Below are 22,026 nucleotides of genomic sequence, written 5' to 3'. Positions count from 1 at the left end.
CCCTACCGCACGGGAAAGGCGAATCAGCGGTCCGAGCGGTCCGGAAGGTGGTCACAGGATGATGCTGTACTGGTTCCATCCGGTGCTGATGTTCAGGCCGCCGGAGAACGGCTTGGTCGCCACGCCGGTGCCCCGGTAGAGCGTCAGGGTGCCGCCGCTGCTGCGGGAGACCATGTCGGGCTTGCCATCACCGCTCACATCGCCGGTACCGACCAGCGCGGTGGCCGACTGCCAGCCGGAACCCACCGTGATCCCACCGGAGTAGAGCGCGGTCGCCTTGCCGGTGCCCCGGTAGAGGACCAGGTTTCCGGAGGTGTCGCGGGCCAGCAGATCGGGCTTGCCGTCGCCGCTGACGTCGCCGAGGCCGACCAGCGTGTTGTTCTTCTGCCAGCCGGAGCCGACCTGGACCCTCGCGCTGAACGGCGCGGTCGCGCTGGTCGTCCCCTGGTAGAGCCAGAGCTTGCCCGCGGTGTCGCGGGCCAGGAAGTCCGCCCTGCCGTCACCGGTACCGTCGCCGATCCCGGTGACGATGTTGTACGTGCTGCCGGAGCCGATCTTCACCGGTGTGGTGGCGAAGGGGGCCGACGGGTGGCCGCTGCCCTTGACGTACCAGAGGGTGCCGCCGGTGTCCCGGACCACCAGGTCGCCGGTGCCGTCCGCGTTCAGCGTGGTCAGCGGGGTCATCAGGTTGTACTTCTGGTAACCGGTGCCTATCCGGTAGCGGGAGAGGAACGCGGTCGGGCCCGTACTGCCGTCGCCGGTGCCCTGGAGCTGCCAGAGGGCGCCGGAGGAGTCACGGCCCACCACGTCGTGCCGGCCGGCGGTCGGCAGCGGGGCGAGCGAGGTCGCCGTGGCCACGTCGGTGGTCTTCACATAGGCGAGCCGGTGGTTGTAGCGCACCGGGTAGAACTGCGTGGTGCCGGTCACCAGGGTGTGGTCGCCGGGCGCGCTGTTGTCGAAGTTCTCGGCGTAGAAGTAGTCGCCGCTCACCGCGGGACCGGCCGGCACATAGCTCTGGCCCGCCGGGATGGAGTAGCTGGTCAGGCTGTCGTCGTTGTACGCCTGCACCGGCACGTCCGTGCCCGCGTACGCCGCCGACTCGGGATAGGCGCGGCCGTAGACCGGGATGGAGGTGCGGCCCGCGACCGGGGTGAGCACCGTCTGGGCACCGCTCACCGAGCTGAACTGGCCGCCCGGGTTGTAGAACCAGCCCTTCTTGCCGCCGTACCAGATCGCCGTCCAGTTGGTGGTCTGCTGCGCGACCACATAGCGGCCGCCGGCCACCACCTTGTCGCCCCAGTCCGGCCCCTCGGTGGTGCCGGCCGAGCCGTTGGTGTGCACATAGGGGTCGTTGAGCAGCGCGGCCGTGGTGGACGGCGACGCGTAGAGGTAGCCGAAATTGGTCGGATGCGCCGCCTGGGCCACCCCGCCGTAGCTGACCGCCGGCTGGTTGGCCGTGGTGTACGGCGGCACCACCCGGATCACCTGGCCGGCCCGCAGCGGGGCGCCGGCCCCGCCGGCCCCGGTCGCCGCGCCGAGCAGCGAGAAGTAGTGGTTCCAGTCCCAGTAGGGGCCCGGGTCCCAGTGCATGCCCGCCACATAGGTGTTCAGCGGGCCCGGCACCTCGTCGTGGCCGAAGACGTGCTCGCGGTCCAGCGGGATGCCGAGCCTGGTCGCCAGGTACTTCACCAGTTGCGCGGAGGAGTCGTACTGCGGCTCGGAATACCAGCTGCCGGCCTTGATCGCGTAGCCCTCGTGCTCGATGCCGACCGAGTGCATGTTGGTGGTCTTGTTGCCGGCGTGCCAGGCGGTGTCCTTGAGCGGCACGAGCTGGGTGACCAGGCCGTCCGAGGCGCGGATCAGATAGTGCGCGCTGGCGAAGGCGGTCGGGTCCTGGAAGCTGGTGATCGCCCCGGCGTAGGTGCCCTCGGTGTCGTGGATGACGATGGAGTCGATCTTCACCCCGTCGCCGGCCCCGTTGGTGCCGTCCGGCCGGTTGGTGACGTCGTAGTTGCCGTAGTTGGTCTTGTCGGTGCCGTTCTGCTTGAACGCGGCCGGTACGAAGTTGCAGTGCAGTGTGGTGGGGCACTGCGGCGTCGGGGTGGCGGCGGTGTCCGTCGGAACGGCGGTGGCCAGCGGGGCGTCGGCGACCTTCACCTCGCGCACGCCGGGCGACGCGGGCAGCTCGATCCGCTGGCCGTCGTCGGTGGTCCGGGCGGCGCCGCTCTGTATCGTCGCGAACACCCGGTCGGCGAAGAGCTGGGCGCCCTGGGTGTCGGTCGACTGGCTGTAGCGGGCGACCGCCGGGTACCAGCGGCCCGCGTCGTCGGGCAGCGAACCGTAGGCGTCCTTCTCGTACCGGGCGAGCAGCGCCGCCGCGCCCCGCACCGACTCCTTGCTGTCGTCGCGCAGGTCACCGCTCGACCGGTCGATCAGCTTGGCGGCGCTGTCCAGCGTGTGCAGCCGCGGGTCGGAGGTGTCGACCGCGCCGGCCTTCCTCAGCAGCGCGGCGTCCGGATGGAAGCGCTTGGTCCTGGCCGGGTCGCCGCTCTGGTTGAGCTCGTCGGTCGCCACGGCGGCGCTGGGCGCGGCCACATCGCCCGGGTTGACCTGGGTCAGCCCCATCACGTTGTAGTTGCCGGTGGTGCTCGGCCTGCCGTCGTGCGCGTCCCAGAGCGTCTGCCGGTAGGACACGGCCATCAGCACGCTCTGCGGGACCTTGAACTCCTTCGCGGCGGCGGCGAAGTCGCCCTGGAGCGCACTTGCGCCGGTCGCCTTGGCGTCGGTGCCGGAAGAGGGCGAGGCGATCGCGATCGTGCCGTAGGTGGCCGCGCCGGCCAGCACCACGGCGGCGGCCCCGTAGGCGATCAGCGATTTACCCCGGCGATGCCTGCTGCGTCTGCTGTGCGACATACGGGTGCCCCCCACGGGTCTGTGGCGCTCACTCGCGCCCCACCTCGGACGTTTGATTGTTCTGCCGTCGGCGGAGTCCGCCGGGAAGCGATGACGCTAGCAGCCGGCCCCACGGTTCCCGCGGCGGGGCACGTCTGCCCCACCGTCATGGCGGGCACTGTTCATCCGGACGCCATGTCTCACCCACTGGGCGGTCGCGCTGAGCGGTCCGCGCGACCCCGTAATCTTGGGGGGTGACCGTGAACGCAGAACTCCACCCCGGTGGCAACACCTGGCAGTCTCTTCCCGCGGCGCAGCAGCCCGAGTGGCCCGACCCCGAGGCTCTGCGCGATGTGCTCGCCGAGCTCTCCTCCTATCCGCCGCTCGTCTTCGCCGGCGAGTGCGACCAGTTGCGCGCCCGGCTGGCCGCTGTGGCCAAGGGGGAGGCGTTTCTGCTCCAGGGCGGCGACTGCGCGGAGGCGTTCGACGCCGTGGGCGCCGACCAGATCCGCAACAAGCTGAAGACGCTGCTGCAGATGGGAGCGGTGCTCACCTATGCCGCCTCGGTGCCGGTGGTGAAGGTCGGGCGGATCGCCGGCCAGTACAGCAAGCCGCGCTCCAAGTCGACCGAGACCCGCGGCGGGGTGACCCTGCCCACGTACCGCGGCGACTCGGTGAACGGCTTCGAGTTCACCCCCGAGGCCCGGATCCCCGACCCGCAGCGGCTCAAGCGGATGTACAACGCCTCCGCGTCCACCCTCAACCTGGTGCGGGCCTTCACCACCGGCGGCTACGCCGATCTGCGCCAGGTGCACGCCTGGAACCAGGACTTCGTGAAGTCCTCCCCCTCCGGCCAGCGGTACGAGGCGCTGGCCCGGGAGATCGACGGCGCGCTCAACTTCATGGCGGCCTGCGGCAGCGACCCCGCCGAGTTCCGGACGGTGGAGTTCTACGCCTCCCACGAGGCGCTGCTGCTCGACTACGAGTCGGCGCTGACCCGCACCGACTCCCGGACCGGCAATCTGTACGACGTCTCCGGGCACATGGTGTGGATCGGTGAGCGCACCCGGCAACTCGACGGCGCGCACATCGAGTTCGCCGCCCGGATCCGCAACCCCATCGGCATCAAGCTGGGCCCGGGCACCACCCCGGAGGAAGCGCTCAGTTACGTCGAGCGGCTCGACCCGGACCGCGAGCCCGGGCGGCTCACCTTCATCGTGCGGATGGGCGCGGACAAGGTGCGCGACAAACTGCCGACGCTGGTGGAGAAGGTCACCGCGTCGGGCGCGCGGGTGGCCTGGGTCAGCGACCCGATGCACGGCAACACCTTCGAGGCGGCCTCGGGCCACAAGACCCGGCGCTTCGACGACGTGCTCGACGAGGTGAAGGGCTTCTTCGAGGTCCACCACGGCCTGGGCACCCATCCCGGCGGTATCCACGTCGAGCTGACCGGTGACGACGTCACCGAGTGCGTGGGCGGCGGCGACGAGATCTTCGTGGACGATCTCCACCAGCGGTACGAGACGGCCTGCGACCCGCGGCTCAACCGCAGCCAGTCGCTCGACCTGGCGTTCCTGGTCGCGGAGATGTACCGGGGGCAGTGAGCGGCGTCGGCGCCCCGGTGCGCCGGCCGGGAGTCGTGGATCACCTCGGTCCGCGCCTCCCGCCGCTTTCCGCGGCGGTGTCCGTTGCCCCCGGCGCCGGCCCGCGGCTTCCGGGACCCCTCTCAGCCGTCCCGCAGCTCCTTGAGCAGCTTCACGTCCGCCGCCTGGCCCTCCGGACCGCCCGGCGTCTCGATCACCAGCGGTACGTTCGCCGTCGCCGGGTGCCGCAGGAGCGCGCCGAACGGGTCGGGGCCGATCCGCCCCACCCCGATGTTGGCGTGCCGGTCGAGATGCGAGCCGCACCCCGCCGTGGAGTCGTTGGCGTGGATCAGCCGCAGCCGGCCGGGCCCGGCCACCGCCTCGATCTCGTCCAGCAGCCGCGCCGCCCCGCCCGGTGCCACCAGGTCGTGCCCGGCCGCGTACACATGGCAGGTGTCCAGGCACAGCCCCACCCGGGGATGCCCGTCGAGCGCCGCCAGATACGGTCCGAGCTCCTCGGCGAGCGAGCACAGCGAGAAGCCCTGGCCGGCCGTCGACTCCAGCAGCAGCAGCGGGTCGTCGTCGTGCGTCAACTCGTCGAGCAGCGGCCGTACCCGCTCGCCGAGCTGGGCCAGCGCCACCTCGCGGGCCCGGCCGCCGGTCGCCGAGCCGGTGTGCACCACCACGCCCAGCGCGCCGATCGCGCGGGCCCGGCGCAGCGAGTGCCGCAGCGAGAGCACCGAGAGATCGACGGTGGCCTCGGTGTGCGAGCCGAAGTTGATCAGATAGGGGGCGTGCACATAGGCGGGCAGGTCCCGTTCGGCGCAGGCGGCGCGGAACAGCTCGTCCTGCCGGGGATCGCCCGGCGGGGTGGCCCAGCCGCGCGGGTTGGCCACGAAGACCTGGACGGCCTCGGCGCCGAGCCGGGCCGCATAAGCCAGGCCCTTCGCCGCCAGGCCTCCGGCGACCGGCACATGGGCGCCGACAGGATTGCGTACCGGCATCGGGTCAGCGCACCCACAGGGTGACGGTGGTGCCCTTGGGCGCCTGACCGCCGCCGTCCGGCGACTGGCTGAAGACCGTCTGGCCGAAGAAGAGGTTGATCACCCGGGTGTCGAAGCCGGCCGCCTTCAGGATCCGCTCGGCGTCGCCCTGCTTCTTGCCGGTCACCTCCGGCACGTCGAAGAGCTCCTGGCCCTTGGAGACCGTCAGCGTCACCGTGTCACCGGCGCCGAGGTCGCCGGTCGGGGAGATCGCGGCGACCGTGTCCTTGTCGGCCTGGTCGGAGAAGACCGGGTCGGGGGCGACCACCACCTTCAGCCCGGCGTCCGTCAGATCCTGCCTGGCGTCGTCCACCGGCTCGCCGACCACGTCCGGCAGATCGACCGGCGCGCCGCGCGAGACGGTGATCGCCACCGGGGTGCCGGGGGCGCGCTCGGCGCCGCCCGCCGGGTCGGTGGAGATCACCTGGCCGCCCGGTACGTCGTCGCTGAACGCCTTCTTGACGATGCCGGGAGCCAGACCCGCGCTCTTGAGTTCCTGCCGCGCGGCGGCCAGCGCGCGGCCCTTGACGCCGGGCACCCGCACCTGCCGCGGGCCCTTGGAGACGGTGAGCGTCACGGTGCCGTTGCCGCGGACGCGCTTGCCCGGAGCCGGGTCGGTGCCGATCACGCTGCCCCGCGGCACGGTCAGCGAGAAGTCCAGCCGCACCTTGGTGTCGAGACCGGCCGACGACAGCTTCCGCTCGGCGTCGGCCCGCGGCAGCGCGAGCACACCGGGCACCCTGGTGAACTGGCCGTCACTGACGTACCAGACGCCCGCGCCGATGCCGAGCAGGGCGAGCAGCACCAGCGCCACGGCGATCGGCCCGCGGCGGCCCGGCCGGGGCCCGCGCCGGCGTTCCGGGGCGCCGGGCGGCGGGGGCGGCGGCATCACGAGCCGGCTGGTCCGGTTGAGCTGGGTGGTGGTGTCGTCACCCCCGCCCGTGCCGAAGTCGGCCCCGGTCCCGTACGGCGGCGTCGCCGTCGGCAGCGGGAGGACCCCGGTCGGGTCCTCCGAGCCGGCCGCGGCCGGGGCGGCGGCGCCGAGCACGGCGCCGGGCCGGTCGGTGGGCGGGCCGTCCAGTTGCCCGGCGGTCAGAGTGCCCCGCACCGCCCGCACCTCGGCCAGCAGCTCCACCGCGTCGGCCGGCCGCGCCAGCGGATCACGCTCGGTGGCCCGGGCCACCAGGCCGTCCAGGGCCGGCGCCAGGCCGGGAAGCGCGGCGGACGGCGCCGGCATCGGCTCGTTGAGGTGCTGGTAGATCACCTGCATCGGGGTGCCGCCGCCACGCGGCTTCCGGCCGGTCAGCGACTCGTAGAGCACCACACCGCACGCGTACACATCGGTGCGCGGGTCCACGGTGCCGAACTCGATCTGCTCGGGAGCCAGATACGAGACGGTGCCGAGCAGCGCGCCCGCGCCCGTGACGCTGGTCTGGGTGTCCACCGTGCGCACCAGGCCGAAGTCGGCGACCTTGACCCGGCCGTCATCGCCTATCAGCACGTTCTCGGGCTTCATGTCCCGGTGGATCAGCCCGGCCCGGTGCGCGGCGCCCAGCGCGGCCAGCACGGGTTCGAGGATGTCCAGAGCGGCCCGCGGTTGCAGCGCGCCGCGCTCGCGCAGCACGTCCCGCAGGGTGCAGCCGGCCACGTACTCCATCGCCAGATAGACGTAGGTGCCGTCCGTGCCCTGGTCGAAGACCCCCACCACGTTCGGATGCGCCAGCCTGGCGACCGCCTTCGCCTCGCGGATGAAGCGCTCCACGAAGCCGGTGTCGGCGGCGAGCCCGGGGTGCATGACCTTCAGCGCGAGCACCCGGTCGAGGCGGGTGTCCACGGCCCGGTAGACCGTGGCCATCCCGCCGACCGCGATGCGGCTCTCGACCCGGTAGCGCCCGTCGAGAACCTGTCCGACAAGAGGGTCATGCACGCTGGTGTCCACGACGCCCGATTCTACGAGCCCGGCCGCCGTGGTCCCCTGGTCCGTCCCCGCACTGTGTCCTCCTCGTGGCGTTCCGGAACCAATCCGTGACGTGCCCGCCGCCGGGCGGCGCGGGCACGGGCGGCGGGTCAGAACGCCGGGCGTTCCGGGTCGAGCGCGGCCGTCCCCGCGGCGGGGGAGGAGGCGAGGGCGTGGTGGCGCGGCGGGATCCGGCCGGCCCGGTGGGCGAGCCGGCCGGCCGCGACCGCGTGGCGCATGGCGCGCGCCATCAGCACCGGGTGCCGGGCGCGGGTGACGGCGGAGGCGAGCATGACGGCGGCGCAGCCGAGCTCCATCGCCTGGGCGGCGTCGGAGGCGGTGCCGGCGCCCGCGTCGAGGATGACCGGCACGCCCGCCCGCTCGGTGATGAGCTGGAAGTTGTGCGGATTGCGGATCCCGAGGCCGGAGCCGATGGGCGAGCCGAGCGGCATGATCGCGGCGCACCCGACATCCTCCAGCTTCCGTGCCAGCACCGGGTCGTCGCTGGTGTACGGCAGCACCGTGAAGCCGTCGTCGACCAAGGTCTCGGCGGCGTCGAGCAGTTCCACCGGATCGGGCAGCAGGGTGCGCTCGTCCGCGATGACTTCCAGCTTCACCCAGTCGGTGCCCAGCGCCTCCCGGGCCAGCCGGGCGGTCAGCACCGCCTCGCCCGCGGTGAAGCAGCCGGCGGTGTTCGGCAGCACCCGGATGCCGTGCCGGGCCAGCACCGACAGCACGGACCCCTTGGTGGCCGGGTCGAGCCGGCGCATCGCCACCGTGGTCAGCTCGGTGCCCGAGGCCAGCAGCGCCTCTTCCAGCACCTCCAGGCTGGGCGCCCCGCCGGTGCCCATGATCAGCCGGGCGGCGAAGACTGCGTCGCCGATCCACAGCGGGTCGTCGCCGCCCGCCGCGGTCCCGGCCGGCCCGGTGATCTCGCTGGTCGCGGTCATCGCTCAGCCCCCCTGCGCGGCGGTGAGGATCTCGACCCGGTCGCCGTCGGCGAGCACGGCGGCCGGCCACCCGGTGCGCGGCACCACCGCCTCGTTGAGCGCGGCGGCCACCCCCTTGTGGGCGGTCGTCAGCGTCGCGACCAGCGCGGCCAGGGTGCACGGCGCGGTCAGCTCCCTGCGTTCGCCGTTGAGCAGCACGGTGATCGTCATACCGACTGCTCCTGCCGTACGAACCGGGCCGCGGTGAAGGGCGCAGCGTAGTCCGGGAGTTCGCCGGAGGTCAGCAGATCGGCGAGCGCGTCGCCGGTGACCGGGGTGAGCAGCACACCGTTGCGGTGGTGCCCGGTGGCGAGCAACAGCCCGTCGAGCGCGGTGGGGCCGAGCAGCGGGGCGTTGTCGGGGGAGCCGGGACGAAGCCCGGCGATCATCTCGGTGAGCGGCAGTTCGGTGATGCCGGGCACCAGCTCATGGGCGTCCCGCAGCAGTTCGTAGACGCCGCCGGCGGTGACCGTGGTGTCCCAGCCGAACTCCTCGCTGGTCGCGCCGAGCACCAGCTCGCCGTTCTCGCGCGGCACCAGATAGACGTGGCTGCCCCGTACCACCGCCCGGACCGTACGGGACAGGAAGGGCCCGTGGCCGGCCGGTACGCGCAGCCGCAGGATCTGGCCCTTGACCGGGCGGACCGGCGGCAGCACCTCGTCGGGCAGGCCAGGGAACCGGCCGCTCTCGCTGCCCGCGGCCAGCACCGTGCGGTCGGCGCCGATCACCCCGCCGTCCGCCAGCAGGGCGCCGGTGACCGTGCCACCGCCGTCACCGGATCGGATGACCCGCACCACCGGCGAGCGGTGGAAGGCCACCCCGGCGAGTTCGGCGGCCCGCAGCAGCGCGGCGGCGAGCCGGCGGGGATCGACCTGGTGGTCGCCGTCCACCCGCAGGCCGCCGCGGACACCCGGCGCGAGCAGCGGTTCCAGCCGGCGGCACTCCCGGCCGCTGAGCCAGTGCGCCGACAGGCCGAGGGTGAGCTGGAAGGCGTGCAGATCGCGGAGCTGGGCGCGGTCGTCGGCGTCCAGGGCGACCGCGAGGGTGCCGCAGGGGCGGAAACCGGTGTCGAGGCCGGTCAGTTCGGTGAGCTCGGCGACGAAGTCCGGGTAGCGGGCCGCCGAGGCGAGGTTGAGGTCGAGCAACGCCTGCTCGCCGTACTGGAGTTCGGTGACGGCCGCGAGCATGCCGGCCGCGACGTGGGTGGCGCCGCCGCCGGGGTCGGGGTCTGCGACCGCGGCCGACAGACCGCGCTGGGCCGCCCGCCAGGCGGTGACCAGGCCGATCAGCCCGCCGCCGATCACCAGGACGTCGTGTCCTCGGGTGCGTCGGGCCCCGTGCACAGGGGTGGACATCGTGAGTGCGTCTCCCTTCGCCGGCATGACCCGGATCAGGTTCTTACGGTCGGCGACCGCCCAGTCGCCCTCTCAGCCCGGTACGCCCGGGCTCCCGCGCTTCTCCCGGCACCTTATCGCCTCGCCCCCGCGGCCCCCGGCGGGCCCGGCGGCCGGGCCCGGCGGCGCACGGCCGGAAACTCCGATCGGCCACGGATCGGCCGTCCCCGGAGGACCGCGGAGGAATACGGTGGGCGGGTGAGCGACGACGTGGTGATCGTGGGGGCCGGGATGGCCGGGGTGCAGACCGCGGTGGAGTTGCGGCGGCAGGGGTGGCGCGGTGCGATCACCCTCCTCGGCGACGAGCCGCACCCGCCCTACGACCGGCCGCCGCTGTCGAAGGCGGTGCTGCTCGGCACCGAAGGCACCGAACCGGTGGACATCCGCTTCGATGTGGACTTCGACGCGCTGGGGGTCGAACTGCGGCTCGGCGTGCGGGCCGGGTCACTGCGGACCGAGGCGAAGGAACTGGTCACCGACGGGGGCCCGGTGCCCTACGACCGGCTGGTCCTGGCGACCGGCGCGCACGCCGTGGCGCTGCCCGGCACCGCGGGCGTGCCGGGGGTCTATCCGCTGCGCACCCTGGACGACGCCTCGGCGCTGCGCCCGGTGCTGGCCGCGGCGGTGCCCGTCGTCGTGGTCGGGGCCGGCTGGATCGGCGCCGAGTTCGCCACCGCGGCCCGCCAGGCCGGCTGCGAGGTGACCGTGGTCGAGGCGGCCGACCGGCCGCTGGCGGGGGTGCTGCCCGCGTCCGTCACCGCCCCCATGCGCGGGTGGTACGCCGAGGCCGGGGTGCGGCTGCGGACCGGCACCGCGGTCGCCGCCGTGGAACCCGGCGCGGTGCTGCTCGCGGACGGCAGCCGGCTTCCGGCCGGGGCCGTGGTGGTGGGGATCGGCGCCCGCCCGGCCGGCGCGTGGCTGGCCGGCTCCGGGGTCCGCCTCGACCCGGCGGGCGCGGTGCTCGCCGACGACCGGCTGCGTACCAGCGCCCCCGACGTCTTCGCGGTGGGCGACTGCGCCTCCTTCCCGTCGGCCCGCTACGGCCGGCGGCTGATGATCCACCACTGGGACAACGCGGTGCAGGGGCCGCGGACCGCCGCGGCCAACCTGCTGGGCGGCGACGAGCCGTACGATCCGGTGCCGTACTTCTGGTCCGAGCAGTTCGGCCGCTTCGTGCAGTACGCGGGCCACCACACGGCGGGCGACACGATGCTGAACCGCGGCGACCCGGCGGACCCGGCCTGGTCGGTGCTGTGGCTGCGGGACGGCGTCCTGGTGGCGCTGCTGGCGGTGGGCAGACCGCGGGACATGGCGCAGGCCCGCAAGCTGATCGCCAGGTCCGCCGCCCTCGACCCGGCCCGCGCGGCGGACCCGGCTCTGCCGCTCAAGGAGACCGCCGGCTGATGCCCCGGTCGGCGTCGTGACGCGGCGGTTGTCGGTGACAGGTGGCACGCTTGGCTCGTGACTGTTTTCTCGTCGGTTGACGCACACATTGACGCTCTTGTCCCCTCCTGGCTCACCCTGCCGGAGGTGGCCGAGCGTCTCGGCCTCGAAGTGACCCGGATCCGGCCGCTGATCAAGGAAGGGCAACTCCTGGCGGTCCGCCGCGGTGAGAACAAGGTGCTGATGGTGCCGGGCGACTTCCTCGGTGAGGGGAAGATCATCAAGGGGCTGTCCGGCACCCTGACCGTCCTCAAGGACGACGGGTTCACGGACGATGAGGCCCTGGAGTGGCTCTTCACGCCCGACCCGACCCTGCCCGGCACCCCCGTCCAGGCGTTGCGGGAGAATCGCGGGACCGAGGTGAAGCGCCGCGCCCAGGCGCTCGCCGTGTAGGCCGCGATCCGCGCCCCGGCCGCCGCCGGCGGCCGGGGCACCCTGGGGGAGCCATGACCCGGCAGACCACCACCGAGCGCCGGCGGCTCGCCGACGCCCGGCTCTACCTGTGCACCGACGCCCGCGTGGAGCGCGGTGACCTCGCCGCCTTCGCGGACGCCGCGCTCGGCGGCGGGGTGGACATCATCCAGCTCCGCCACAAGGGCATCGAGGCCCGGGAGGAACTCGCCGCGCTGGCCGTGCTGGCCGAGGCGTGCCGGCGGCACGGCAAACTGCTCGCCGTCAACGACCGGGCCGACGTGGCGCACGCCGCGGGCGCCGACGTGCTCCACCTGGGGCAGGGCGACCTGCCGGTGCCCGCCGCCCGCGCCCTGCTCGGCGACGAGGTGCTGATCGGCCGCTCCTGCCACGCCGAGGCGGAGGTCCGCGCCGCGGCCGCCGCGCCCAATACGGACTACTTCTGCGCCGGCCCGGTCTGGCCCACCCCCACCAAGCCGGGCCGTACGGCCCCCGGCCTCGACCTGGTGCGCTACGCCGCCGGGATCGGCACCGACCGGCCCTGGTTCGCCATCGGCGGGATCGACCTGGGCAACGTACGGCAGGTGCTGGACGCGGGCGCCCGGCGGATCGTGGTGGTCCGGGCGATCACCGAGGCGGCCGACCCCGGCGCCGCCGCCGCCGAGCTGGCGAAGGCCGTCCGCTCGCACCAGCCGTGAACCGGACGGGCCAGTGGTGAACCGGACGGGCGGCGGGGGCGGCCGCCCAGGACCGGCCGCCGCGATGTCCGCGGAGTGGACGTTATCCGGCCGGAAGACGGCGCATCGCCTCGTGTGGTCACCCACGGTCGCCGCCTGCGGTTAGCCTGCATACATGGCCCTGGGTACTCCCTCCACGCGCACCGACCGAGCCCTCACCATTCGTGAGCTGCTCGCTCGCGGGGAACGCTCGTACTCCTTCGAGTTCGCCGCGCCCCGGACGGAGAAGGGTGAGCGGACGCTGTGGAAAGCGATCCGCCGGATCGAGGCGGTGGGTCCGACCTTCGTCTCGGTCACCTACGGCGCCGGCGGCTCCTCGCGGGACGGCACCGTCCGCGCCACCGACCGGATCGTCTCGGACACCACGCTCACGCCCTGCGCGCACCTGACCGCCGTCAACCACTCGGTCGCCGAGCTGCGCAACATCATCGGCCAGTACGCCGACGCCGGGATCCGCAACATCCTCGCCATCCGCGGCGACCCGCCCGGCGACCCGCTCGCCGACTGGATCCCGCACCCGCAGGGCCTCACCTACGCCGCCGACCTGGTCCGGCTGATCAAGGAGTCGGGGGACTTCTGCGTCGGCGTCGCCGCCTTCACCGAGATGCACCCGCGCTCCACCGACCCGGCGGCCGACACCCGGCACTTCGTCGACAAGTGCCGGGCCGGCGCCGACTTCGCGATCACCCAGATGTTCTTCGACGCCGAGGACTACCTCCGGCTGCGCGACCGGGTGGACGCGGCGGGCTGCGACGTGCCGATCATCCCCGAGGTGATGCCGGTTACCAACGTCCGGCAGATCGAGCGTTTCTCGCAGCTCGGCAACGCGCCCTTCCCGCCTGACCTGGCCGCGCGCATCCTGGCCGTGCGGGACGACCCGGCGGCGGTCCGGGCGATCGGCATCGAGTTCACCACCGAGATGTGCCGGCGTCTGATGGCCGAGGACATTCCCGGGCTCCACTTCATTACTCTTAACCACTCCACCGCATCGCTGGAGATCTACGAGAACCTCGGGCTGCATCAGCGGGCGGCGTGACTCCCAGATGAGGAAGTGGGCACATGGGCTACTCGGTGCTGTATGTCGCGTTCGGCATCGTCGCGCTGTGGCTGCTCGGTGAGGTGCTGCTCCAGTACAAGGCGCGGCTGCGGTGGCGGCTGCTCGCCTTCACCGGGTTCATGGGAGTGGTCGGCGGCGTCGCGCTGCGCCAGGTGGTGGTGATCGTCCTCGGGGCGCTCGCCTTCGGCGCCGGGCAGAGCCTGGTCACCCTCTCCTACAAGCGCGGCTTCTCCACCGGCTGGGCGGTCGGCGGCCGGCCCGGCTCCAGCCGCCGCCGCAGGGGGCACGGCGCCGCCGGCCCGGAGCCGGTGCTCGAAGTCGGCCCGGTCGAACCGGAGTCGGCCGCCGCCGGGGCAACCGGTATCCCTGGCAGCTCCGGCGCCGCCGGCGCCGCCACGGCCCGCGAGCGGGACGCCGAAGTGCTGGCCGCCCAGCGGGCGATCGCCGACGAGAGCGAGACATCGGTCTTCCAGCCGGTGCCGATGCACGACGACAGCGGCGAATACCCGCTCTACGACGGCCAGTCCTCGTACACCCCCGATCCGTACACCAGCGGTGGCTACGAGGGCTACGGCGCCCAGGGCTACCCGAGTTGGAACGGCGAGCCCCACCCGGCCGCGGCCGGCTACGACCAGCAGCAGTCGGGCTGGGGCTCAGGACAGGCCTACGTGGGGCAGGGCTACGGCTACGAGCAGGGCCAGGGCGGCTACCAGGACCAGCAGCAGCCCGCCGCGGCCTCCTACGACGGCTACGGCAACGGCTACGGCGGCTACGACACGTACGGCCCGCAGGCCGGCGGGACCGGTGACTGGACTCCGCAGCCGCACCCCCAGCACACCGAACCCGCCCACCAGGGCGGCCCTTCGGGCCCTTCGCAGCAGGGCGACGGCTACGGCTACGGGGCCTACGACAGCTACGACCCGCAGGCGCAGCCGTACATCCCCCAGCAGCAGAACCAGTCCCCCTACGAGCAACACGCCCAGCAGCCCCAGCACGACCAGCACAGCCAGCACGACCAGCAACCCCAGCACGACCAGCACGCCCAACCCCAGTACACGGCCGAACCGTCGGAGTACGCGGACCCGTACGACCCCTACCGGTACTGACCGGCCGCGCCGCCGGGCCGTCGGCGCCTCACCGGCTCAGCCGGGGCGCGGCCACCGCCGGCGCCTCACCGCCGGGCCGCCAGCAGCGACGGCAGCCGGGCCGCGGCGGTGCCGAGGCCGCTCGGGGTGAGCCCGCGCGCCGAGCCGGAACCGCCGGGCGCGAGCGCCGCCACCTGCGGGAAGTCCCGCAGCAGCGTCGCCTCCTTGTACCGGTCGCAGCCCTCGTGCCAGGTGAGGATCCCGGCCAGCCAGTCCCGCAACTCCTGGGCGTAACCGGCCAGTACCGTACGCGCCGCCGCGTCCAGGTCGAACTCCTCGAAGAGGGCGGGCAGTTGAGCCTCGGTGATGTGCTGGAACTCCCGCATCCTGGCGGCCATCAGATCGCCGACCACCCCCATAGCCTCCTGCGGCCCGCAGTCCAGGAAGTTCTGCACCACCAGCACCGCGTTGTGGATCTCGCCCTCGAACTCGATCTCCTTCTGGTATGAGTACACGTCGTTGATCAGACAGGCGAAGTCGGCGGCGGCGGTCTCCATCGCCCGCACCGGACGCGACCGGTAGATCTCCTCGGACAGCGCGTTCCCGTGGCCGAGCCGGGACAGACTCATCGTCAGGTCCGAGCCGAAGGTCATCCGGCGCATCTCGATGTAGTCCACCGGGTCGGGGACCCGGTTCTGCTTCTGGTTGGCCAGCTCCCACAGCCAGCTCTCGCACATGTCCTCGATCGAGGTGCGGAACTTGCGGCGCGCGCCGTGCCCCATCGGGCCCGCGGTGCGGCGCCACAGGTCGGCGAGCGAGCGCTCCAGCGCCGTCAGCGGCGGCGGCATCGCGCTCGCGTCCGCGTCCAGCGGCATGAACAGCCGGAACCGGTCGGTGGTGAGCCGGGCCGCCGTCAGGTCGCCGCCGCGGCCGAAGACGACCGGGTAGTAGTCGTCGCCGTACGTGCCCCAGGTCAGCCAGTCGGTGGTCAGGTCGAGGCCGTCCGGCTCGGCGCCGGGATGGATGCCGGCGGCGCACAGCGCGAAGTCGTACCCGACGAGCTTCTGCTCGTTCCACAGCCCGCCGGGCACCGGGAAGCCCGGTTCCGGGTCGAGCAGGCCCATCCGCTTGGCCCACGCCCTGTTGTGCTGCCGGGCGGCGTCCAGATGCGGGCTGAGCGTGGTCTCGAACGGCATCGGGATCGCCGCCCGCTCGACCCAGCCGACCCGCTGGTACGGGAGATGGCCGAAGGAGCGCGCCCGCTGCGGCATCGTCGCGGCGAGCGAGCCGAGGATCCGCGCGGCCGACGTGCCGAGGCCGGTCGGACCGTTCAGCACGCCGGTGGCTCCGGGGCCCTCGGTCGCGCCGTTCATGTACCGGCCGGAGCGCAGGTGCCATTCATGGCCGCCGGACTGCCAGTCCTGGAGCCCCTTGACGTAGGCGAAGACGTCCGCCCGCTCCTCCGGTCCGAGGCCGTACTGCCGGAAGAGCGGCTCCACCTCGGTGAGCGCGGTGTGCTCGAACTGCTGGAGCCGGGAGGTCAGCAGGTCGTTGACCCGGTCGGCGGCCTCCTGGGTGCTCAGCCCCAGGAAGTGTTCGAGCACCAGCACCGCGTTGGCCAGCTCGCCCTCCTCCTCGGTCTCCCGCTGGTACGAGAAGAGGTCGTTGCGCAGGTGCACCCCGTCGGCGAAGGTGTCGCGCAGCACCCGCATCGGCCGGCTGGCGGCGATCGCGTCGGGGACCTCGGCGCCGGCCGCGTGCTCGATCAGATTGGCCGACCAGGGGGCGCCGCCCACCTTGCGGCGCATCTCGATGTACTCGATGGGGTTGGAGATCCGGCCCGCGCTGATGTTGGACAGCTCCCAGAGGGACTCCTCCAGCAGATAGTGGGTGCTCTCGTGGAAGCGGCGCCGCCACCCTTCCGACATCACCGGCACGGTCCGCGCCCACAGGTCCGCGAGGCCCGCCTCCACCTGGTTGGTCGGCTCGGGCACCGGCCGGCCGAGATCCACCGGCATGAAGGCGGTCAGCCGGTCGAGGTACTCCTTGGCGCCCGCCATGTCCTGGGTGCGCTTGAAGATGTCGAGGAAGTGGTCGTCGAAGAAGAACACCCACACGTACCAGTCGGTGACCAGGTCGAGTTCGGGACCCGACGCGTCGGGGTGGGTGTAGGCGCACAGCAGCGCGTAGTCGTGGGAGTCGAAGTCCGACTCCTCCCAGATGCCGGACCCCTCGATCATCATCAGGTCGCGGGCCCAGGCTTTGGAGTGCTCTCGGGCCCCTTCCAGGTGGGGATTGAGCCGCGCCGGGTACGGCACGTAGAACCGGGGCAGTTCAAAGGGCTGCGGCATTCCGTAGGGCCTTCCGCTCGGCGATCACCAGCCGGTCCGACGCTAGGCGGGCCCTGGGCGTACCGGCGGTGCGCCCAGGGCCAAACCCTCCGATCGGTTGAATTAGGGCGATCCGCCGATTAAGGATCTTGAGTGCGGGTTGGGGCGCCGGAAGCGGCGGGGGCCTGGTATCGAGACCGGCCGGTCCCGGGCTGTCCGGGGGCCGGGCCGTTCAGCGGCTGCCGCCGGGGCCGCCCGCGATCAGGTCCGCGACGATCGCGCCCGCCATGCCGGCGTGCGGCAGTCCGCCGCCCGGGTGGGCCCAGCCGCCGACGACGTACAGACCCGGCAGGGCGGAGCGGTTGGCGGGCCGCAGCAGGGCGCCCTCCGCGCCGGCCAGCGCGGGCGCCGGCACCGAGCCGCCCGGCGCCCCGGTCTCCCGCTCGGTGTCCGCCGGTGTCCGCACCCGGCGCCACAACTCCCGCTCGCGCAGGGACGGTACGGCCGCCTCGGCCACCGCGACCATCCGCGCGGCGAAGCCCTCCGCCGCCCCGGGGGCGGCCCAGTCCACCGTCCCGTCGACGGGACGGCCGCCGCCCGGCGCGTGCCTCGGCACGGTGGCGGTCAGCGTCAGCGCCTCATGGGCGTCGTCCGGGCGCAACTCCGGGTCGTCCGGCCGCAGTACGGTCACGGTGATCCGGCCGGCCAGCGGATCGCCGGCGTCAGCGGCCGCCGCCCCCAGCGCCCCGCGGTGTCGGTCCCCGGGCGCGAACACCCAGTCCAGGGCGCCCTCCCGGTCCGCCGCGTGCACCACCGTACGGTGGGCGGTGCCGGCCGGGCGGGCGCCGCGCAGCGCCATGTGGACGGTGCAGCGCCCCGGTTCGCCGCTCGGCCCGGGACCGGCCGCCGGGCCGCCGGGACCCGCGGGCAGCACCCCGGCCGCGATCAGCGCCGGCAGCGGCGCCCCCGCCACCACCAGATCCGCCTCGGACCGGCTGCCGTCGGCCAGTTCGACCCCGGCGGCGCGGCCGTCCTTCGCCAGCAGCCCGGTCACCGCCACACCGAACCGGAACTCCACCTGCCGCGCCAGGCACCGCTCGTACACCGCGTCGGCCAGCGCCCGCAGCCCGCCGCGCACGTACCAGACCCCGAACGTGGCCTCCAGATAGGGCAGTACGGCCGCTGAGCCGGGCACTGTCCGCGGATCCAGGCCGTAGTCGACCGGGTAGCTCTCCAGCAGCGCGGCGAGCCGCGGATCGCCCAGCTCGGCGGCGGCCACCCGGGCCAGCGAAGGGGCGCCGCGGCGGAAGAGACCGCGCCGGGCGACCGCCGGATAGGGATCGGCGGCCGGCACCGGGGCGTTGCCGACCGCCTCCTCCAGCAGCGGGCGGCGGGTGGCCTCCCACGCCTGCCTCGCCCTGGCCAGCACATCGCTCCAGCGCACCCCGCTGCCGGGCCCGAAGGCCGCGTCGAGCGCCTCGATCACCCCGGAGCGGGACGCGTTCGGCAGGGACACCTCGGTGCCGTCGGCGAAGAGATGGCGGCTCGCCGGGTCCGCCTGGGTCAGCCCGACGGTCGCCTCAAGGCTCTCCCGGCCGGTCTTCACGAAGAGATCCCGGTAGACGGCCGGCAGCAGCAGCAGACCGGGCCCGGTGTCGAAGGCGAAGCCGCCCTCGGCGAACCGGCCCACCGCGCCGCCGTGGGAGGCCGCCCGCTCGTGCACCACCACCTGGTGGCCGCCGGTGGCCAGCCTCGCCGCCGTCGCCAGCGAGCCCATACCCGCGCCGATCACCGCAATCCGTGCCATGGCAGGGACTGTAGCGGCGGAATGGCCCTCAGGTCGGCGCCGGGGTGCCCCGCCCCGGGTCGGCCCCGGGACCGGCCCGGCGCTCGCGGCGGCGGCGCAGGAAGCGGCGGATCCGCGAGAAGAGGAACCCCACCACCGTCAGGCCCAGGGCGAGCAGCACCGCGGCGATGATCGCCGCGGGCACCGGGTGGAAGAGGGCGAAGACGATGATCCCGGAGACGCCCAGATCCTCGGCCAGGCTCACCACGATGTTGCTGAACGGCTCCGGCGAGGTGTTGACCGCCATCCGCGTCCCGGCCTTGACGAGATGGCTGGCCAGCGCGGTGGAACCGCCCACCGCGCCCGCCGCCGCCTCGGGCAGCGAACCGTTGTGCCCGGCCAGCAGGGCCGCCACCACCGCGCCGGCCACCGGCCGCACGACGGTGTGCACGGAGTCCCACGCGGTGTCCAGATACGGGATCTTGTCGATCACCGCCTCGCACAGGAACAGCACGGCGGCGACCGCGATCACCTCGGGCCGCTGCAACGAGGCCGGCACCTCGTCGGTCACACCGGTCGCGCCCAGCACGCCGAGCAGCAGGACCACGGCGTAGGAGTTGATCCCACTGGCCCAGCCGCTGGTGAACACGAGCGGAAAAACCGACATGCCAAGCACTCTATGGGCCGGGGGCGCGCCAACGGCTCTCCGTTGCCTGGCTGTTGCCGTCCTGGTGCCGAGCCGCGGCGGTCGCGCCCGGCCCGCCCGCCGCGCTTGCCGCGCTTGCCCCGGCCGGTTCCGCGGGGCGGCCGGGCAGCAGCCGCGACAGCGCCTCATGCACCTCGTCGATGCTGCGCTCGGGCTGGAACGCCTGCCAGTCGAGCGCCGCCACCAGCACCATTCCGAAGAGCGCGGCGGCGGTCAGCGGCGCGTCCACCTCGCCGGCGAGCTCGCCCGCCGCCACCGCCTCGACCAGGGCCTTCTCCACGACGGCGACCGCCTCCTGCCGGACCCCCAGCAGGGTTTGCCGCCAGGCGCGGTTGGGCCGCCACAGCTCGGCGACGTAGAGCTGGGTGTACGACGGGTGGCGGACGATGAAGACGAGGCCGGCCCGGATCATCGCGTCCAGCGCGTCCACGTGCGAGCCGCCGCGCGCCTCGACCCCGGCGGCGGCCCGGCGCAGCGCGTCGGTGAGCAGCGCCACCCCGTGCCTGAGCAACTCCTCGAACAGGTCGTTCTTGCTGGCGAAGTTGTAGTAGACGGTCCCCTTGGCGACCCCGGCGCGCTCGGCGATCTCATCGACCGTGGTGGCGGAGAAGCCCTGCTCGGCGATGAGGGTGACGGCGGCCTCGTAGAGCTTCTGCCGGGTGGCCTGACGTCGTGCGGTGGTCATGACCTTGATTCTGCCTGGCCGAGCGGGGGCGCGTTTCCGGGGCAATTTTGCGGCATGTCGCGGTTTGTACGTGGAGGGTGGGCGTCTGTGCAGGTCAGCGGCGGGTCAGTGGCGGATCGGCGGCGGGTCAGTGGCCGGTCGGTGGCCGGTCGGGGCCTGGCGGGAGCTGATTGTCAGTGGTCGCCCGCACTATGGGCAGACGGAGACAAGGAGGTTCGTCATGGCAGTCCCGCTCAGCGACATCCATCCCGTACTGCGCCGCGTCGCGGCGTCGCCCGCCGCTCTCGACCTGCTCACCCAGGCACACCTCGGCCTTGAGGAGGCCGCCGCGCTGGAGGCTCCGCACGAGCGGTACGCCACCGCCCATCTCGCCGCCCTGCGCACCGCGGCCGCGGTGCTCGCCGTCCGGGCCCAGCCCGAGGAGACCACCAAGCGCCGGCGGCGCATCCGCACCGCCTGGGAGGTGCTGCCCGAAGTCGCCCCCGAACTCGCCGAGTGGGCCGCCTTATTCGCGGCCGGCGCGGCCCGGCGGGCCAGGGCCGAGGCGGGCATAGCCGGCGCGGCCACCGCTCGCGACGCGGACGACCTGGTCCGCGCCGCCGCGATGTTCCTGCGCCTGGTCGAGCGAATCCTCCTCCTCCTCCAGCCCGAGCAGGGGCGGCCGCCGCTGGGCCGGGTCTGACGGGCAGCGTCGGCCGCCCGGCGGGCGGGGCCCGCGGCGGCCGAACGGCCTCTGCCCGGACTCCTCCGGGGGACACCCGCCGGGCGCCGTCCGGGCGCACCGCCGGATCGCCCGGCGGGGCACCCGACGTGAGCTGGGGGAGTGCGGGCCCGGGTGTTGTGGGGCCGGGGGCGCCTCCCAGCGGTGGCTGGGGCGGGATTTGTCAGACACGGCCTAGAGTTGGCGGCGTCCTAGCTCTGTTCGTCGTGCATTGCCGTCCGCGAGGAGACCCGTCCGTCATGTCCCGTCAAGGAGGGGTGGACCCGTTGGGGCCACGAGCCGGTCTGCGTACCGCTGTGGTCTGGGAGGTGCTGCGGGACGTGCTGGAGCGGCGGGCCAAGGCCGCGGACCGGGAGGCGCTCGATGTGCTGGACACCGGCGGCGGCACCGGCGTCTTCGCCGTCCCCGTCGCCAGGCTCGGCCACCGCGTCACCGTCGTGGACCCCAGCCCCGACGCGCTCTTCGCGCTGGAGCGGCGGGCCGCCGAGGCGGGGGTCACCGACCGGGTCCGGGGCGTGCAGGGCGACACCCACGGACTGCTGGACGTCATCGAGCCCGCCGACTACGACGTGGTGCTCTGCCACGGCGTCCTGGAGTACGTGGACGACCCGGCGGAAGCGCTGCGGAACGTCACCGGGGCGCTCCGGCCGACCGGCGCCCTCAGCCTGCTCGCCGCGGCCCGCGGCGGCGCCGTGCTGGCCCGCGCGCTCGCCGGGCACTTCGCGGAGGCCCGGCACGCCCTGGGCGACCCGCACGGCCGCTGGGGCGAGGGCGACTCCCTGCCCCGGCGCTTCACCGCCGACGAGCTGACCCGGCTGGTCGGCGAGAGCGGGCTGCGGGCCGCCTCCGTGCACGGGGTGCGGGTCTTCGCCGACCTGGTGCCCGGCGTGCTGGTCGACACCGAGCCGGGCGCGCTCGACGCGCTGCTGCGGCTGGAGCTGGCGGCGGCCGAGGAGCCCGGCTTCCACTCGATCGCTACCCAGCTCCACGTGCTCGCCGAGCGCGGCTGACGCCACCCCTCGCGAGCCGCCCCGACCGGCCGGTCAGGGGAGTGGGTCACAGGGCCCCCACCGCCGTATTCCTGACCGTATGCTGGCATGACGCGGTGGCTGACGGGGAAGGAGAGCCCCGTTGGATTGACGCAAAGGGGCGGGTTTCACGGGGGCGATTCCCTGCCTATCCTGGGAAGGGTCGGAACGGTCGTTTT

The 22,026-nt window shown here is 73.6% G+C and carries 17 protein-coding genes, 1 pseudogene and 1 riboswitch; of the genes and pseudogenes, 8 read left to right on the top strand and 10 right to left on the bottom strand.

What is annotated here, in order from left to right; genetic code table 11:
• Positions 1–51: 51 nt before the first annotated feature.
• Positions 52–2,913 carry an N-acetylmuramoyl-L-alanine amidase gene (locus OG519_RS08000; RefSeq protein WP_405580509.1) on the bottom strand — a complete coding sequence of 954 codons (2,862 nt, stop codon included), beginning with the start codon at positions 2,911–2,913 and terminating at the stop codon, positions 52–54.
• Positions 2,914–3,146: 233 nt separating this feature from the next.
• On the opposite strand from OG519_RS08000, the gene OG519_RS07995 reads away from it, so the two are divergent.
• On the top strand, positions 3,147–4,496 hold the full coding sequence (locus tag OG519_RS07995) for a class II 3-deoxy-7-phosphoheptulonate synthase (protein WP_405580507.1): 1,350 nt from the start codon (positions 3,147–3,149) through the stop codon (positions 4,494–4,496).
• A 122-nt stretch (positions 4,497–4,618) separates the two neighbouring features.
• Here OG519_RS07995 and OG519_RS07990 read toward each other — a convergent pair whose 3' ends face one another.
• From OG519_RS07990 to thiO, 5 genes are all read right to left on the bottom strand, one after another.
• Entirely contained in the window at positions 4,619–5,479 is an 861-nt protein-coding gene (locus OG519_RS07990; protein ID WP_405580504.1) for a deoxyribonuclease IV, read from the bottom strand.
• A gap of 4 nt (positions 5,480–5,483) precedes the next feature.
• Positions 5,484–7,457 (bottom strand): Stk1 family PASTA domain-containing Ser/Thr kinase, encoded by a 1,974-nt coding sequence (gene pknB, locus OG519_RS07985; RefSeq protein ID WP_405580501.1) that lies wholly within the window; start codon positions 7,455–7,457, stop codon positions 5,484–5,486.
• 128 nt (positions 7,458–7,585) lie between these two features.
• Positions 7,586–8,425 (bottom strand): thiazole synthase, encoded by an 840-nt coding sequence (locus tag OG519_RS07980; RefSeq protein ID WP_405580498.1) that lies wholly within the window; start codon positions 8,423–8,425, stop codon positions 7,586–7,588.
• Between the two features lie 3 nt (positions 8,426–8,428).
• On the bottom strand, positions 8,429–8,635 hold the full coding sequence (gene thiS / locus OG519_RS07975; RefSeq protein WP_405580495.1) for a sulfur carrier protein ThiS: 207 nt from the start codon (positions 8,633–8,635) through the stop codon (positions 8,429–8,431).
• Positions 8,632–9,819: a glycine oxidase ThiO gene (gene thiO, locus OG519_RS07970; RefSeq protein ID WP_405580492.1), complete on the bottom strand. Its 1,188-nt coding sequence runs from the start codon at positions 9,817–9,819 to the stop codon at positions 8,632–8,634. Before thiO ends, thiS begins: the two co-directional genes overlap by 4 nt.
• Positions 9,815–9,927, bottom strand: a riboswitch (TPP riboswitch). Its footprint overlaps the gene before it by 5 nt.
• Positions 9,928–10,056: 129 nt before the next feature.
• Here thiO and OG519_RS07965 point away from each other — a divergent pair.
• The 5 genes from OG519_RS07965 (at position 10,057) to OG519_RS07945 (ending at position 14,612) form a co-directional block, all read left to right on the top strand.
• Positions 10,057–11,262 carry an NAD(P)/FAD-dependent oxidoreductase gene (locus OG519_RS07965; RefSeq protein ID WP_405580490.1) on the top strand — a complete coding sequence of 402 codons (1,206 nt, stop codon included), beginning with the start codon at positions 10,057–10,059 and terminating at the stop codon, positions 11,260–11,262.
• Positions 11,263–11,319: 57 nt separating this feature from the next.
• A complete protein-coding gene (locus OG519_RS07960; RefSeq protein WP_405580487.1) occupies positions 11,320–11,694 on the top strand; it encodes an Rv2175c family DNA-binding protein in 375 nt (124 codons plus the stop codon).
• A 53-nt stretch (positions 11,695–11,747) separates the two neighbouring features.
• The gene (thiE, locus tag OG519_RS07955; RefSeq protein WP_405580484.1) at positions 11,748–12,410 is read left to right on the top strand and encodes a thiamine phosphate synthase; all 663 of its coding nucleotides are present in this window, start codon (positions 11,748–11,750) and stop codon (positions 12,408–12,410) included.
• A gap of 154 nt (positions 12,411–12,564) precedes the next feature.
• Positions 12,565–13,485, top strand: a complete 921-nt coding sequence (metF, locus tag OG519_RS07950) for a methylenetetrahydrofolate reductase [NAD(P)H] (RefSeq protein ID WP_405580482.1) — start codon at positions 12,565–12,567, stop codon at positions 13,483–13,485.
• Between the two features lie 23 nt (positions 13,486–13,508).
• Positions 13,509–14,612 carry a hypothetical protein gene (locus tag OG519_RS07945; protein WP_405580479.1) on the top strand — a complete coding sequence of 368 codons (1,104 nt, stop codon included), beginning with the start codon at positions 13,509–13,511 and terminating at the stop codon, positions 14,610–14,612.
• 65 nt (positions 14,613–14,677) lie between these two features.
• Here OG519_RS07945 and OG519_RS07940 read toward each other — a convergent pair whose 3' ends face one another.
• The 4 genes and pseudogenes from OG519_RS07940 to OG519_RS07925 all read right to left on the bottom strand — a co-directional run.
• On the bottom strand, positions 14,678–16,942 hold the full coding sequence (locus tag OG519_RS07940; protein WP_405580476.1) for a germacradienol/geosmin synthase: 2,265 nt from the start codon (positions 16,940–16,942) through the stop codon (positions 14,678–14,680).
• 211 nt (positions 16,943–17,153) lie between these two features.
• Positions 17,154–18,728 (bottom strand): phytoene desaturase family protein, encoded by a 1,575-nt coding sequence (locus tag OG519_RS07935; RefSeq protein ID WP_405580474.1) that lies wholly within the window; start codon positions 18,726–18,728, stop codon positions 17,154–17,156.
• Between the two features lie 28 nt (positions 18,729–18,756).
• Positions 18,757–19,374, bottom strand: coding sequence for a DUF4126 domain-containing protein (locus OG519_RS07930; RefSeq protein WP_405580471.1), 618 nt, complete (start codon positions 19,372–19,374; stop codon positions 18,757–18,759).
• A gap of 136 nt (positions 19,375–19,510) precedes the next feature.
• Positions 19,511–20,098: pseudogene (locus OG519_RS07925) on the bottom strand (TetR/AcrR family transcriptional regulator); the annotation flags it as partial.
• A gap of 220 nt (positions 20,099–20,318) precedes the next feature.
• On the opposite strand from OG519_RS07925, the gene OG519_RS07920 reads away from it, so the two are divergent.
• Positions 20,319–20,780, top strand: a complete 462-nt coding sequence (locus OG519_RS07920; RefSeq protein ID WP_405580469.1) for an SAV_6107 family HEPN domain-containing protein — start codon at positions 20,319–20,321, stop codon at positions 20,778–20,780.
• Between the two features lie 278 nt (positions 20,781–21,058).
• Positions 21,059–21,829 carry a methyltransferase gene (locus OG519_RS07915; RefSeq protein ID WP_405580467.1) on the top strand — a complete coding sequence of 257 codons (771 nt, stop codon included), beginning with the start codon at positions 21,059–21,061 and terminating at the stop codon, positions 21,827–21,829.
• The last annotated feature ends 197 nt before the right edge of the window (positions 21,830–22,026 follow it).

It is taken from the genome of Streptomyces sp. NBC_01190, assembly GCF_045039895.1.
In the GTDB taxonomy this organism is placed as follows: Bacteria; Actinomycetota; Actinomycetes; order Streptomycetales; family Streptomycetaceae; genus Actinacidiphila.
Note: the sequence above shows the minus strand (reverse complement) of the source record. Positions and strands in the feature narration are given on the sequence as shown.